The sequence below is a fragment of the Aquimarina rhodophyticola genome (genome assembly GCF_042434915.1).
Taxonomy (GTDB): Bacteria; Bacteroidota; Bacteroidia; order Flavobacteriales; family Flavobacteriaceae; genus Aquimarina.
The window spans coordinates 324,690-340,357 of the sequence record NZ_CP170198.1 but is presented as its reverse complement, the minus strand read 5'-3'; the positions used below and the strand labels follow the sequence as shown (position 1 = coordinate 340,357).

Below are 15,668 nucleotides of genomic sequence, written 5' to 3'. Positions count from 1 at the left end.
AAAGACGCGTGATTTACTATAATTCAAATTGACATTTACTACCCTTGTAATTAAACCATCTATTAGTAATAGAACTTGTTACATAAAATGAACCATAAAAAAATACTAAGCTCCCACTTCACAATTATGTTTATTAGACTAAAGACTTCAGGTTATCACCAGTCATATGTTCTACATCAAAACTCGATATAATCAAAAACATATTTATAATTACTTGAACAAACTTATCGTATTGTATGCATGTTAAGCTAGGAATTAACTACGATAATTAACATGATCATTAGCCTACTAACACTAACGATCTGTATTCATAATTCCGTATTTACAGAATACTATTTTTAAATTAAATTCATTTTAAACGTTAATTTTCTTTCAATTATGACATTAATTAATATATTTGATTAACTAAAATTGGTTTACCAATCTGGAAAACCAATAAATTCACTTACTCTATGCACCTTTCAATAAACAATCAACAAGCGCTACACGCCAGTTTACTACCATACCGCGGCACGACAAATTTCCATTTCTATTATAGCCTTTTTGGTGATAGCTTTAATACCAAGAAAAAATTTGATCCCTTGTCCCAAATTTAGAATGAAAATCTCTTACTGCATTTGCTAGGTTCCAAAAGCATTAATAATCATAGCTACCCATGTTAACGATTCTAGAACATGGAAAACTCTGTTTTTTTTGCTAGTTTTTCAATTTATCTACAATTATTATATGAAGTTTATTCCATTAGTATTCATTTTATTATTAACTGTAATTTCCTGTCAAGATGATACATTACACAACACTGTAATCGTCACATCTTCAAACGAACTCAACGAAGCTATTAAGACTGTGAAAGCTGGTGATGTCCTTATTTTAAAGAATGGCGTATGGAAAGATACTCATATCGCATTTTATGGTAATGGAACTGAAGCTAACCCTATCATCCTACGTGCAGAAACCGCTGGAAAAGTAATTCTCGAGGGAAACTCATCACTATATCTGGGGGGTAGTTATTTACAAGTAAGCGGCCTTCATTTCAAGAATGGATATACGGATAAAAAAGCTGTTGTACGTTTTAAGATTAATGATCAAATGATCGCACATCATTCTCAGGTCACCAACTGTGTTATTCAAGATTTCACAAAACCTGATAGGGCAAGTAAAGATCATTGGATAGAATTATGGGGCCAAAACAATACTTTAGCTCATAATTATCTTGCTGGAAAAACAAATAAAGGACCTACAATACGTGTTTTTCTAGCTGGTAATGAGAATATTAATACCAATCATCAGATTACAAATAATCTCTTTGGTCCAAGACCTAGAAAAGGCGGACCACAAGCCGAAACTATTCAGATAGGTGACAGCTATACCTCTATGACTCCTGGGTATGTAAATGTAGCCTATAATTTTTTCGATCGTTGTAATGGAGAAGTAGAAATCATTTCTAGCAAATCAAACTATAACACTTTCAAGAATAATATTTTTTATGAGTCAGAAGGATCTCTTGTTCTACGCCATGGTAACTACGCTACTATAAATGGCAATATTTTTATAGGTCACAAAAACTCGTCGTTTGTTGGTGGGATTAGGATCATTAATACGGGACATTGGATTTACAATAACTATTTCTATAATTTAAAAGGAGAGGGATTTAGAGCGCCGCTTGCTGTAATGAATGGTATTCCTAAATCTCCCCTTAATCGATACAACCAAGTGACAGATGTGGTAGTAGCTAATAATTCGTTCATAAACTGTGTAACTCCTTGGCATTTTGGTGTGGGAGCTAATTTAAATCAACGAGATGTTTTACCTCCTTCAGAAATTCGTTCGGCCCGGGCAAAACGAATGATCGTCGCGAATAATCTTTTATTTACAGAAAACTCTTTTGCCCAAGCGATAAAAATTTATGACTCCATTACTGGGGTGACGTTCCAAAAAAACATTAGTAATATACCGCTTCACGATAGGTATACTACCCGAGGTATCATCACAAAAAATATGGAAATAAAGTCTTTTGACCATTTTTTCTATGTTCCACAATCTACCGATTTCAAGAGCTACAAAGGTTTTAATTTTGAACGAATTGACAAAGATCTTTTTGAAAACTCACGTACTAATACTTCAATGATTGGTGCTATAACTCAAAAAGCTCCCAAGGCTTCAGAAATTCTAGATAAAAGAAATTATGGTCCATCTTGGTTTAATCCCGTCCCTACTAAACAAAAGCAAAAAACAATTCTCGTGTCGAGTACCAAAGAACTTACGGCAGCTATAAACCAATCTAATTCTGGAGATATTATTGCTTTAAACGCTGGAGAATATGAAATTGACGAAACGTTAACTTTCGCGAAAGCACTCCTTATTAAAGCCGCAGACAGTACAGTAAGACCTGTGCTTAATTTCAAAGAAATTCAACGAGGATTTGAACTACAGCCCAGAGCCAAAGTTCAACTAAAAAACATCATATTAAAAGGTACAAAATCAACTGATGCCTTTGCTACTTTGGATAATAATATGTCTCAAGCTTATGAATTGTGGCTGGATCATGTGGAGGTAGACGGATTCAAGAGTATTCTGGAAGCAAGTAAATCATCCTTTGCAGATACAATTTTTATTAAGAATTCAATACTCAAAAACACCTTACGTGGTATAGAACTTAATAAGGAAATAGATGATAAGGGTGATTATAATGCAGCTTTTGTATTTATTACAGATTCAACTTTTGACAATCTTAGTGAGAGTGTCCTAGATTACTATCGCGGCGGTTACGATGAATCTACCATAGGCGGAAGTCTCGTTGTTCGTAACAATGTGTTTTCCAACTCTGGTAAAAATGAAGCTAGCAAAATCTTATTAAAATCTAGAGGAATCGTAAATGTAACGCTAGCGGATAATACATTTAAGAACAACTCCGTCACTTATATCGCTATTCTTTGGGGAGAGAAAGGACAACAACCTATAAATAACACTGTAGATAATTCTGGCAAAATTGAAGTGGTTCAGAATCTTGAACTTAAACTCGTTTATTGATGAAAAGATTTATTTATCCATATAAGCAATTTAATTTTTGGACAATAATGCTCTTACTGATCATTCTATTGCATAGCTCGGTGATAATCGCTCAGAATACTAACAATAAGGCACACCCCAATCTCATATTAACACCTGAGAGCGTCACCGAAATACGAAGCAAGTTAGGTAGTGTACCGTTGTTTGATCGTACATTAGAAAAGACAAAAATGACCGTGGATGCAGCAATGCAAAAGCGTATTGATGTCCCAGTTCCTAGAGATTTAGCAGGGGGTTATACTCATACTCAGCATAAATTCAATTACATCGTAGCACAGCAAGCTGGCGTCTTATTTCAGTTAACCAAAGAGGAAAAATATGCACAGTATGTACGTGATATTCTTATGGAGTATGCACGCTTATACCCTACCCTTCCTTTACATCCTCAAAAGCGATCATATGCACGAGGTAAAATATTTTGGCAGTGTCTTAATGATGCAAACTGGTTAGTGTATATGAGTCAAGCGTATGATTGTATTTATGATTGGTTACAACCTGAAGAGCAAAATACGTTAAATAATGACCTTTTTATTCCTTTTGCCAATTTTCTCTCGGTAGGTAGTCCTCAGTTCTTTAACCGTATACATAATCACAGCACTTGGGGTAATGTAGCGGTAGGAATGATAGGTTTGGTATTAGATAATGAGGAACTCATACAAAAAGCGCTTTATGGAATTAAAGATGACAAGATCTCTGCAAATGCCAAAGATAACGATGGCGGACTTATAAAAACAGCAGGACAAGCGACTGGATTTCTGGCAAATTTAGACCATCCTTTCTCTCCCGACGGTTACTATACTGAAGGTCCTTACTATCAGCGATACGCAATGTATCCTTTTATGATTTTTGCACAGGCATTACAAAACAAAAAACCAGTATTGAATATCTTCAAGTATCGCAATGGAGTATTGTTAAAAGCAGTAGATGCCCTTCTCAATCTTACAGATTACAATGGAGAATTCTTTCCTTTAAATGACGGTCAGAAAGGTATGTCTTATCACAATAGTTCATTAGTCTCTGCGGTAGATATTGCGTTTTATTTTGGTAATCAAGACCCTCGATTACTTGCAATAGCAAAAGCTCAAGAAGAAGTTCAACTCGATGCTACCGGACTACTTGTGGCTACTGCAATTCAAAATGGAGCGGACATTCCTTATAACAAAACTTCGATGTTACTTAGAGACGGATCGAACGGAGATTCTGGAAGCATAGCCCTTTTGAGAAATACATCAGAGAACAATACCATGACACTGGTTATGAAAAATACATCCCACGGATTAAGTCATGGACATTTTGATAAACTATCATTTTCTCTGTATGAAAATGGCCAAGAAGTACTTCAAGACTATGGTCTGGCTCGTTTTGTTAATATAGAGCAGAAAAACGGGGGTGGCTATCTCAAAGAGAATACTTCTTGGGCAAAACAAACAGTGGCTCACAATACAGTTGTTCAAGATAGAACTACCGAATTTAATGGCAATATAGAAGAAAGTAGTAAATATTTTCCAGAGGTTTTATTCTTTGACATTGATACTCCTAATCTTCAAATCGTAAGCGCAGAAGATAAGAACTCGTATCAAGGAACTACTATTACAAGAACGATGGTAATGATAAAAGAAGAAAAAATACAAAAACCATATATTTTGGATTTGATGGTAATTGACTCAGATACGCTGCATGATTATGATTTACCTTACCACTATTTTGGGCAAATTATACACACTAGCTTTCCTGTAAATTCTTCAAATACTTTGAAACCACTTGGATCCTCCAATGGCTACCAGCATTTATGGAAAGAAGCAGAAGCAACGCTCTCGGGTGGTTCGCAATTTACATGGTTATCCGAAAAAAAATTCTATACAATAACTTCGGCAACTGATCCGCGAGACAAAGCTATATTCGCACGTATTGGTGCTAATGATCCAAAATTTAACTTGCGTAGAGATCCTGTGTATATCTTATATAAGAATCAGGTAAAAGAAACTGTTTTTGCTAATATTATAGAATCGCACGGTACGTATGACCCAGTAAGCGAAAGAGCAAAGCAAGCCTACAGTATCTTTAAAGAAATAAATATCTTAAAAAACAGTGAGACCTATCTGGTCATAGAAATCATCAAACAATCCGGGGAGATCCAAATGCTATGCATAGTAAAAGATATCGCTAAACTTCAGAAAAAACAAACTCACGTCAAAGCAGAACATAACGTGCAGATAAAAGGGCAGTCCTATCATTGGAAAGGAACACATAGCTTACAACTAATTAAAAAATAGACAGAAATGAAAACATTTGGAACAAGTAAAGAATTTATTAAAGGAAATGAATTAGAATGGGAAATTGTGGGAGAAGGCTTAAAACGGAAAATAATGGGGTATGACGATAAAATTATGCTCGTAAAAGTACATTTTGAGGTTGGTGCTATTGGCAGTATGCACAAGCACTATCATTCTCAAGTAACTTACGTTGAGAGCGGAAGCTTTGATGTAACTATAGGAGAAAAAACTACTACACTTATTGGAGGGGATTCATTTTACATTCCGCCAAATGTAATGCATGGTGCCATATGTACAGAATCGGGTGTTTTGATTGATGTTTTTAGTCCTATACGGGAAGATTTTATGGAATAACTCAATAAAAGAGTTAATTATTTTAATTATTTAAAATTAAACTTTATATTTGGTTAACCAATCTGGAAAACCAATTTGGAAAACCAGATTATTATTGAATGAAATCGAATTGAAATTTTCGAAGAATATATTTTGAACGAATGAAAAAATACAGCCATAAGCTTATTTTTTTAGACTTATCTGCTTCTTATTAAAAAAGTAGAAATCACATATGTTATCACTTCATAAAAACTCATACTCTAGATGATTAGATGAAAGAACGATGTTTTAAAGAAGGATATCTTAAAAAACCACAAACTTTCAATCTAACATTAAAAACTAATTATGAACTTAAAAACTGTACTAATTATAGCGATATTATTGATGTGCGGCATTAGTATTAATGCTCAGGAAGGAGTCATGATTAAAGGAACTGTTTCCTCTGGTGTTGACAATGTTCCTATTCTTGGAGTTAATATTCTTGTTGTTGGAACATCTACGGGAACAACAACCGATTTTGATGGAAAATATCAAATTAAAGCTAATAAAGGAGATGTATTACAATTTTCATATGTAGGCTTCAATTCAAAAACTGCCCTTGTAGGAGATCAAACAACGATAAATATTGTGATGACAGAAAATCTAGGTAAGCTAGATGAAGTTTTGGTTGTTGGTTATGGGTCACGTAAAAAAAGTGATATTACAGGCGCTGTATCATCAGTTAAATCTGAAGAATTAAATGCGTTTCCTGTTTTAAATGCAGCACAAGCACTTCAAGGACGTGCTGCTGGTGTAGCTGTTCAATCTAATAATGGTGGTGAACCTGGAGCTCCGATTAACATCAGAATTAGAGGAAATACCTCGATAAGTGCAAACAGTTCTCCTCTTATCGTAGTTGATGGTTTTGTTGGAGGTACCTTACCACAACCCAATGACATTCAATCTATGGAAATATTAAAAGACGCATCTGCGACCGCCATATATGGCTCACGGGGTTCTAATGGTGTTGTATTGGTAACTACAAAAAAAGGAAAAAGCGGCAGATTATCAGTTGAATTTAATACGAACTACGCTGTGCAAAATACTGCAAACGAGCTTGATTTGTTAAATGCTAATCAGTTTGCAACTTATCAAAACCGAATAAGATCTAATCAAGGCAATACAACTCCCTATCTACAAGGACCGGCAGATACGGATTGGCAAGATTTGATTTATACCGCGGGTAGTACTACTAATCATCAACTTTCTTTTTCAGGAGGTGCTGATAAAATGAATTTTTATGCCTCAGGTAATTATTTTAAACAAGATGGTATTGTAGTGAACTCTGATTTTGAAAGAGCTACATTTTTATCCAATATAGACGCACAAGTAACCGATAAATTAAAACTAGGTCTGAATCTCTTTGGTAGTGTCAGCGATAAAGACGGCGTTACAACCCAATCAGATGGTTCTGTAACTGTTGGTGGTGATGACGTCATTTCGTTAGCCATGAGGTTTGCTCCAGATAAACCAATTCGAGACGAAATGGGAAATTTTACTACTAATGATGCGATAGGAGATGAAGTTGATAACCCATATGCAGTTGCCACTCAAAGAATAGATGAAACAAAAACCAATAAATTTAGAGCAAATTTTTATGCTAATTATGATATTCTAGAAAACCTTGTTTTTAAAACAACGTTTGGTTTAAGTAGCGAAAACGAAACTAGAGGGATTTATCAACCTTCCACATTAATAATTACAGCATCTGGTGTAGGAGGAAGAGCTACGGTTACAAATGCTAGAAGAGCAAATGTCTTGAGTGAAAATTACTTGACGTATAACAAGGAATTAGGGAAAGGTAATTTAACTTTATTAGCTGGGTATTCTTATCAAAAAACTACTACTGAAGCATTTTCTGCAGCTGGTACAGGTTTTATTTCTGATAATTTTTCATATCATGCTTTAGATAAGGCTACAGGTTTACTACAGCCTGCTTCGTCTTTATCGGTAGTAGAAATTCAATCTCAATTCGGAAGATTAAATTATGATTATGATGATAAGTATTTATTAACCGCCACTGTAAGAAGAGACGGCGCATCTAATTTTGCCGAAAATGAAAAATATGCCATTTTTCCATCGGGTGCTATAGGTTGGAAAATCTCAAATGAAGACTTTTTGAAAGATAGTAAAACGGTTTCTAACCTAAAATTAAGAGGAAGTTATGGAGTTACGGGTAATCCATCTATAGAACCTTATCAATCTTTAGCAAGATTTGCAAGTATTTATGCTTCGAGTAATGGGAACACGGTAAATGCTATTACTCCAGATCAACCAGCCAACCCTAACTTAAAATGGGAATCATCGTATCAAACCAATGTGGGTATTGACCTAGGTTTGCTCAATAATAAAATCTCCCTATCCGTAGATTATTATACTATTGACACTAAAGATCTAATTTTAGGTAATAATGGTATACCTGAATATTTTGGTTTTGCCAGTGATGAAATTTTAACTAATCTGGGAGAAATCAACAATCAAGGTTTTGAAATTTCTTTGAATACCCGAAACATAACTAACAAAAACTTTACCTGGACTACAGATTTTAACTTATCAGCGAATAAAAATGAAGTAGTAAGTCTAATCGATGATGCTGATTTATTTGGTAACGCTGCTCCAAGTTACTTTAGTGTTGATAGAAGTTACGTGCTAAGAGTAGGTGAAGAAGTTGGCCTTTTTTGGGGGTATGAGTATGCTGGTGTATATCAGGGAGGTGCTTTACCAGCAGGTACACAAACTTTTGACGGTGGTGTAGCAGGTGACCCCCTATTTATAGATGTTGATAATAGTGGAGATATTAGTGCCGAAGACAGAACGATTATAGGTAACCCAAACCCCGATTATACTTTTGGAATCACTAATAACTTTAGCTACAAAAATTTTGATCTAAATATTTTTATACAGGGCTCTCAAGGAGGAGATATTTTTAACATGACCAATGTACAGTTGTTTAATGGAGATGCTAATACTACAGTTGACTATTTTAATAATGCTTGGACACCTTCAAACACAAATACAGATACTCCTCGTGTAGGGAATAATAGCAATAGGGAAATTTCCTCGCGTTTTGTTGAAGATGGTAGCTATATCCGGTTAAAGAATATAGCTTTGGGGTATAACTTACCTTCAGATATTACTGAAAAATTAGGTATGCAAAATATCAGACTGTCACTTAGTGCGCAAAACTTATTGACAATAACAGACTACTCTGGCCTAGATCCTGAAGTAAACTACTTTGGCGCTAGCGGTAATAATAATACTTCTAGCAATACAGTTCAAGGATTTGATTTTGGAAATTATCCAACGGTAAGATCAGTGAATTTTAGCGTTAATTTAAAATTTTAGTCTATCTCTTATAATAAAAATATATTATGAAAACGTACAAATTTTTATTCTTATTAATAAGCGGCTTATCAATATTAGGATGCTCTGATTTAGAAGAGGAACCTGTAGGTTTATTAGGTCCAGATGATTTCTTTCAAACCACTAGTGATATACAAATAGCAGTTGATGGTGCTCTTACTCATGCAATCAATGAAAAATTTTGGGGAAGAAAACTCTCTATCGCATTAATGTTGCGTTCTGATATGGTGGATCTTGCATCTAACGAAACAAGAAGAGTAGAGCAAAATGAATTTACTACCCTTGCTAATAACGGAATGATTAGTGAGTTTTGGCCAAAAACCTACCAAGGTATTGCAGCAGCAAATCAAGCTATCGCAGGAGCTGAAAATGTAGCTGTAGATGATGCTATTAAAAACCCTATCACTGCGCAAGCTTATTTTGTAAGAGCATTTTATTATTTTCATTTGGTACGACAGTTTGGAGACATTCCCTATATTGATACTACTATAATAGATGCAGAAGCTGCTGGTACTATTAGTAAAACTCCAGAAGCAGAAGTGTATGCAAAAATCATTGCTGACTTAGAATATGCTAAAACTTGGCTACCCGATACTCAAGTATCAAGAGGAATCCCGTCTAAAGCAGCTGCCAGCTCTTACTTAGCCTTGGTATACTTAACCATGGAACAGTGGCAAAATGCTTTTGATGAAGCTAAAGAAGTAATTGACAACGCAGGAACCTATAATTTAGCTTTAGAACTAGACTTTCAAAATTTATTCAATGCCGAAGTAATAGATGCTTCTTTAGAACCAATTTTTGCACTAGATTATAATAATTTTGAAGCACCAAATAACGGCTATGACCAATTAGCACCCATGACGGGTATTAGAGGAGATGATAGAAACTCAGGCGGTGGATGGTCTGTCGCGGTTCCCTCGCTTTCTGTATACGACACATGGTCTTCTAGTGATTACAGAAGAGCAGTAAGCTTAGATGATGGCGCATCAATTGGAGGTAATTTAGAACCTTACACTAACTTTACTATAAGTGGACATCAGTTCGCTAAAAATCGACCATATATTGCAAAATACACACGGTATCCAGGAGCGTTTGCTCGTGGCAATGCTAGAGCTACAAGTCATAATTATTCGATGATACGATATGCTGAGATTTTATTAATCGCTGCAGAAGCAGCTGTTGAAGTGGGCGATAATGCAGCTGCACTTGAATATATAAATCAAGTTAGGGCAAGAGCTAGAATGGGAGGTGTGACACAAAGTGGAGGTGTAGAGATTACTGTAGCACCCAGTCTGGAACCTGCAGATCTCGTAGGAACAGTTACTATTGAGGATGTATTAGAAGAACGTAGGTTGGAGCTGGCTTTTGAGTGCAAAAGATGGTATGATATTGCTAGAAGAAAAATAGGAAATGAGGTTTTTAGCAATACTGGGTTAGAAGGAGCAAAACCATTTTTTACCAAGGATGATTATCTATTGCCTTTACCCGAGGATGAATTAGCAAGAAACCCTAACCTAGCACCTCAAAATCCTGGCTATTGAGTCTAAATCTGTTTAAAAATTTATAATAGACTAACACAGCAATTTTGTCTAATGTTGCAACTTTAAAAAAAGTTCATAAGTAGGAGAAACTATATTAAAGTAAATAAACTTCAGTTATACAATTTTTTATTTGAGTTTTTTTATAAATTTAATACTATGATTTGGTTAACCAGTTTAAGAAAAAATCCAAAAATGAAATTAGAAACATTAGTAATCAGCGAGAATCAAAAAATTCAAAACGATATTATCGCCAAGATTAAAGAACTGATAAATTATAAAAATTTGGAGCCTGGAGATAAGCTACCTTCAGAACGTATGTTGTCTGAAAAATTTGGTGTAAGTCGTGGTAGTGTTCGAGAAACTATACAAAAACTAGAATTTTATGGCTTATTAAAATCTATACCGCAGAGTGGAACATTTGTAGCTAACATTGGTGTGATAGCTATGAACGGAATGATTGATGATATTTTGAGTCTTGAATCTCCTGATTTTAAATCTTTAGTTGAAACTAGGATATTATTAGAATTAAAAACAGTTAGGCTAGCATCTCTAAGACGATCTGAGAAGGATTTACTGAAAATAAAAGAAGCATTGGATGCATATGAAACTAAAGTATTGTCTGGCAAAGATGCTGTCCAAGAAGACCTATTGTTTCATTTAGCCATTGCCAAAGCTAGCGGAAATAGTACGCTCAACACATTCATGTTGACAATTACACCGCAAATAATTATTGATTTTGGTAAATACCATGTTTGCGATAAAGACCAAGCTTTTTTAGGAATTAAAGAGCATACCGAAATTTATGAAACCATTAAAGCTCAAAATCCAAAGTTAGCTAAAGAAAAAATGAAGAAGCATTTCAGTGCGCTATATCAATATTGCTATAATATTAAGTCCTTATAAAGTACACATTGAAAAGTCAGCCTGCAGGCATTTATTTTTCAATTTAAAATATTAGAAAAGAAGAGATTAATCGTTTAAAAATATGCGATTTAAACCCTCATTGACCAACAATTAATAAGAAGAATCCGATTATTATAGATTCCTAATGGATAAAAATAAAAACGATGAAAATTAGAGGCATACGCTGGTGGATAATTGGCTTAATTTTTTTGGCTACCGTCATAAATTATATTGATAGAACTGCGTTTGCGTTGCTCTGGCCAGAGATGGGTGAGGATTTAGGAATGGACAAATCTGATTATGCAATCATGTTAAATGTATTTATGGCTTGTTATGCGCTTGGTAAATTTGTTTCTGGCAAGTTATATGACACCATTGGTACACGATTAGGTTTTACAGTTTCAATAATTATATGGTCTGTGGCATCTGCTTTCCATGCCTTTGCTAGAGGCTTAATATCCCTATCCATTTTTAGAGGATTATTAGGACTAGGAGAAGCAGGTAATTGGCCTGGAGCAGTAAAAAGTAATGGAGAGTGGTTTCCAGTTAAAGAACGTGCTATAGCTCAAGGTATATTTAACGCTGGAGCTTCAATAGGTAATGTAATTGCTCCATTTGTTATAATTTTTTTATACACGCAATTTGGATGGAAAACCACCTATGTAATATTGGGAGTGGTTGGAATTCTATGGGTAATTCCTTGGTTATTTCTAAATAAGTCTACCCCCGAAAAACATCCTTGGGTTACCGATAAAGAAAGAGATTTAATTCTATCCAGTAGAATTGATAAAAATGACGATAAAATAATAGAAAAGGTTAAAAGCCTAAGTGTCGGTACAATCTTAGGTTACAAGCAATCTTGGGGAGTATTATCATGTAGATTTTTTATAGAACCAATTTGGTGGTTTTTTGCAGGTTGGATGCCAATTTATCTAAATGATAAATTCAATTTAAGTATAGAAGAGATAGCTAATACCATGTGGATATCTTATTTAATGGCAGCAGGAGGTAGTATTCTTGGCGGTATGTTTTCTGGTGAACTTATGAAAAAATATACCGTTGACTTTTCTAGAAAATTTACTATTACTGTTGGAGGTATTTTAATTTTAATAGCGTTTATATGTATAATTACGTTAGTGCAGGCAGATAACTTCATGACCTTCATATACCTAGCAGGATTAGCTTTGTTTGGATTTCAGTTTGCAATTGGAAACATTCAAACCATTTCAAGCGATTTATTTCGGGGACCATCTGTGGGTACACTAGCTGGATTAGCAGGAACAGTTGCCGCTGTGTCCCCTATGATTATGAACTGGTTTGTGGGGCAAATAACTACAAATTCCTATACCCCAGCATTTATAGCTATATGTGTAGCAGTTGCATTGGGCGTCTTATCAATATTCTTCTTTATAAGAAATATTGAACCTGTACGAAAACAGATAACATAAATATTTAACCATAAAAAAACAAAAAATGAGTAAATCAAAAGCAAGAGTAGCCGTAATAACCGGAGCTACAGGTGGTATTGGTTTTCAGGTTGCAAAAAGACTTGGAAAAGACGGATATACTGTAATCTTAAATGGAATCAATCATGACGAGGGAGCTCAAAAAATTAAAGAACTTACAGCTGAAGGAATAACCGCTGAGTATTATGGATTTGATGTAACCAACGAAGACGCTGTAACATCAAACATTACAGCAATCGGAAAAAAATATGGTAAAATTGATGTATTGGTTAATAATGCAGGTGGATTAGGTGGAAGGTCTAGATTCGAAGAAATGACAACAGAATTTTACAGAGCTGTAATGGCATTAAATCTTGATTCTACTTTTTTTGCCTCTCGAGCAGCTATTCCATTTCTTAAGAAGGGAGAAAACCCTTCTATCATTAATTATACATCAAATGCGGGTTGGACTGCAGGAGGACCTGGAGCAGGAATTTATGGTACATCCAAAGCAGCTGTTAATGCTATAACTCGAGCATTGGCAAAGGATCTAGCAGAATATGGTATTAGAGTAAATGCGGTATCACCTGGTACCATCGATACTCCATTTCATGCTCAAATAAAGTCAACAAAACCCGAGGTCTTTGCTTCATGGAAAAATAACATTCTTTTAGGTAGATTAGGGCAGCCAGAAGATGTAGCCTCTGTTGTTTCATTTTTGGCCGGTAAGGATGCTTCTTTTATAACGGCAGAAACGATACAAATTGGCGGAGGACAAGCCTTAGGAATCTAATTTTTACCGAGTATAGATAAAAGTAGCGGTAGTTATAAATACTAGTGAACACTGAGAGGAGTAACAGTTAACGGATCCCCCTCTAATATAATGAGAAAGCACGTTCTTACTGTACATGTTCCTAATACAAATTGAGTATTTTCATTAAGTATAATTCGTCGTTCTCTAGCATAGAACAAAATATTATGAGTCAAGTAGTAACCTTTGGTGAGATTATGTTACGTCTGTCCACCGAGCGATTTTTAAGATTTACCCAAGCAAGAACTTTTGGAGTTACTTATGGGGGAGGCGAATTTAATGTTGCTGTTGCCCTAACCAATCTAGGAATACCATCAAAATTTGTGACGCGCTTGCCTGCGAATGAAATAGGCGATACTGCCATGCAAGAGATTAAAAAACTAGGTATAGGACATCAACATATTTTGAGGGGTGGCGATAGACTCGGTATCTATTTCTTAGAAACGGGTGCAGGGACTCGCCCTAGCAATGTTGTATATGATCGTGCGGGTAGTTCAATGGCTACAATCCATAAAGGCCTATTTGATTGGGAAGAGATATTTAAAGATGCCACGTGGTTTCATTGGAGTGGCATTACACCAGCAATTTCAGAACAAGCAGCCCTTGAGTGTCTTGAAGCTTTGAAAATTGCAAAAAAACTGAATCTAACAATATCTACAGATTTAAATTATCGGTCTAAACTTTGGAAATGGGGGAAAGAACCTAAAGACATCATGCCAGAGTTGTTATCGTATAGTCACCTTATATTGGGAGACATAGATACTGCATATTTTATGTTAGGTCGCAACAAAGTACAGCCTAATTATCAAGATGATAAATCGCTTCCAGTTCTTTACAACACACTATTTGACCTATATCCTCAACTCAAACTAATAGCAACGACACTTAGGTATTCTGTAAGTGCATCCCATCAACGTATAGGAGGTTTGCTTTATGATAAGGAACAAATATATCGGGCAAATATCAAAGAGGTTACACCTGTTGTTGATCGTGTAGGAAGTGGTGATGCTTTTATGGGAGGACTTACTTTTGGACTTTTAGATAATCCGTTAGATAAGCAGCGGGCAATTGATATTGCAGTTGCTTCTTGTTGTCTTAAACACACCGTTTACGGTGATTATAATCTAGTATCGCTCGATGATATAGAGCGCTTTATTAATGGTGAACATACTGGCAAAGTATCCAGATAATATTATGGCGAAATTTACAAGAATAGAAGTTGCTCAAGAGATGAAACGAACAGGAGTCGTACCATTATTTTATGATGCATCTGTAGAAAATGGTATAGAGCTCTTAAAAGCTTTGTATAAAGGAGGTGCAAGAGTTGTGGAGTTTACTAGCAGAGGGGAAAATGCTCATAAGGTATTTGACGCCTTGTGTGCTTTCGCGAAAGTAAACTTTCCAGCATTAATACTGGGAGTAGGTTCTATTACAGATGCAGCAGCAGCCTCTCTCTATATGCAACTGGGAGCAAATTTCATTGTGACTCCAGTTCTTAGGGAAGATATAGCGATGATCTGTAACCGAAGAAAAGTGCTGTGGTCCCCCGGATGTGGTTCCTTAACTGAAATTTCTCGAGCAGAAGAATTAGGTTGCGAAATTGTAAAATTATTTCCTGGCGATTGTTACGGAGCAAATTTTGTTAAAGCGATCAAAGGTCCTTGTCCTTGGACCTCAATAATGCCTACGGGAGGTGTCTCCCCTACTCTAAAAAATTTAGAGGAATGGTTCATTGCAGGTGTAACTTGTGTTGGTATAGGGTCAAAACTTTTTGTCAAGGATACCGATGGAAATTATAATTTTAAAGATGTGGAAGTCAAAACAAAAAACGTAATCGAAATAATTACTAAAATTAGAAATTCAAAAATTTAGACTCTAGTATAAACAGTAG

The 15,668-nt window shown here is 35.3% G+C and carries 10 protein-coding genes; all 10 read left to right on the top strand.

The window, feature by feature from the left end; translation table 11 throughout:
• Positions 1-726: 726 nt before the first annotated feature.
• The 10 genes from ACE939_RS01545 (at position 727) to ACE939_RS01500 (ending at position 15,649) form a co-directional block, all read left to right on the top strand.
• Positions 727-3,030 (top strand): chondroitinase-B domain-containing protein, encoded by a 2,304-nt coding sequence (locus tag ACE939_RS01545; RefSeq protein ID WP_378187014.1) that lies wholly within the window; start codon positions 727-729, stop codon positions 3,028-3,030.
• Positions 3,030-5,342, top strand: a complete 2,313-nt coding sequence (locus ACE939_RS01540; RefSeq protein WP_378187013.1) for an alginate lyase family protein — start codon at positions 3,030-3,032, stop codon at positions 5,340-5,342. Before ACE939_RS01545 ends, ACE939_RS01540 begins: the two co-directional genes overlap by 1 nt.
• Before the next feature lie 6 nt (positions 5,343-5,348).
• Positions 5,349-5,696, top strand: a complete 348-nt coding sequence (locus tag ACE939_RS01535) for a cupin domain-containing protein (RefSeq protein ID WP_378187012.1) — start codon at positions 5,349-5,351, stop codon at positions 5,694-5,696.
• A 324-nt stretch (positions 5,697-6,020) separates the two neighbouring features.
• Positions 6,021-9,059 (top strand): SusC/RagA family TonB-linked outer membrane protein, encoded by a 3,039-nt coding sequence (locus tag ACE939_RS01530; RefSeq protein ID WP_378187011.1) that lies wholly within the window; start codon positions 6,021-6,023, stop codon positions 9,057-9,059.
• Positions 9,060-9,085: 26 nt separating this feature from the next.
• Positions 9,086-10,618: a RagB/SusD family nutrient uptake outer membrane protein gene (locus ACE939_RS01525; protein ID WP_378187010.1), complete on the top strand. Its 1,533-nt coding sequence runs from the start codon at positions 9,086-9,088 to the stop codon at positions 10,616-10,618.
• A 192-nt stretch (positions 10,619-10,810) separates the two neighbouring features.
• Positions 10,811-11,521: a FadR/GntR family transcriptional regulator gene (locus ACE939_RS01520; RefSeq protein ID WP_378188468.1), complete on the top strand. Its 711-nt coding sequence runs from the start codon at positions 10,811-10,813 to the stop codon at positions 11,519-11,521.
• 164 nt (positions 11,522-11,685) lie between these two features.
• Entirely contained in the window at positions 11,686-12,969 is a 1,284-nt protein-coding gene (locus ACE939_RS01515) for an MFS transporter (protein ID WP_378187009.1), read from the top strand.
• A 25-nt stretch (positions 12,970-12,994) separates the two neighbouring features.
• Positions 12,995-13,759, top strand: coding sequence for an SDR family NAD(P)-dependent oxidoreductase (locus ACE939_RS01510; RefSeq protein WP_378187008.1), 765 nt, complete (start codon positions 12,995-12,997; stop codon positions 13,757-13,759).
• Positions 13,760-13,944: 185 nt separating this feature from the next.
• Positions 13,945-14,967 (top strand): PfkB family carbohydrate kinase, encoded by a 1,023-nt coding sequence (locus ACE939_RS01505; protein WP_378187007.1) that lies wholly within the window; start codon positions 13,945-13,947, stop codon positions 14,965-14,967.
• A gap of 4 nt (positions 14,968-14,971) precedes the next feature.
• The gene (locus ACE939_RS01500; protein WP_378187006.1) at positions 14,972-15,649 is read left to right on the top strand and encodes a bifunctional 4-hydroxy-2-oxoglutarate aldolase/2-dehydro-3-deoxy-phosphogluconate aldolase; all 678 of its coding nucleotides are present in this window, start codon (positions 14,972-14,974) and stop codon (positions 15,647-15,649) included.
• Positions 15,650-15,668 lie beyond the last annotated feature (19 nt).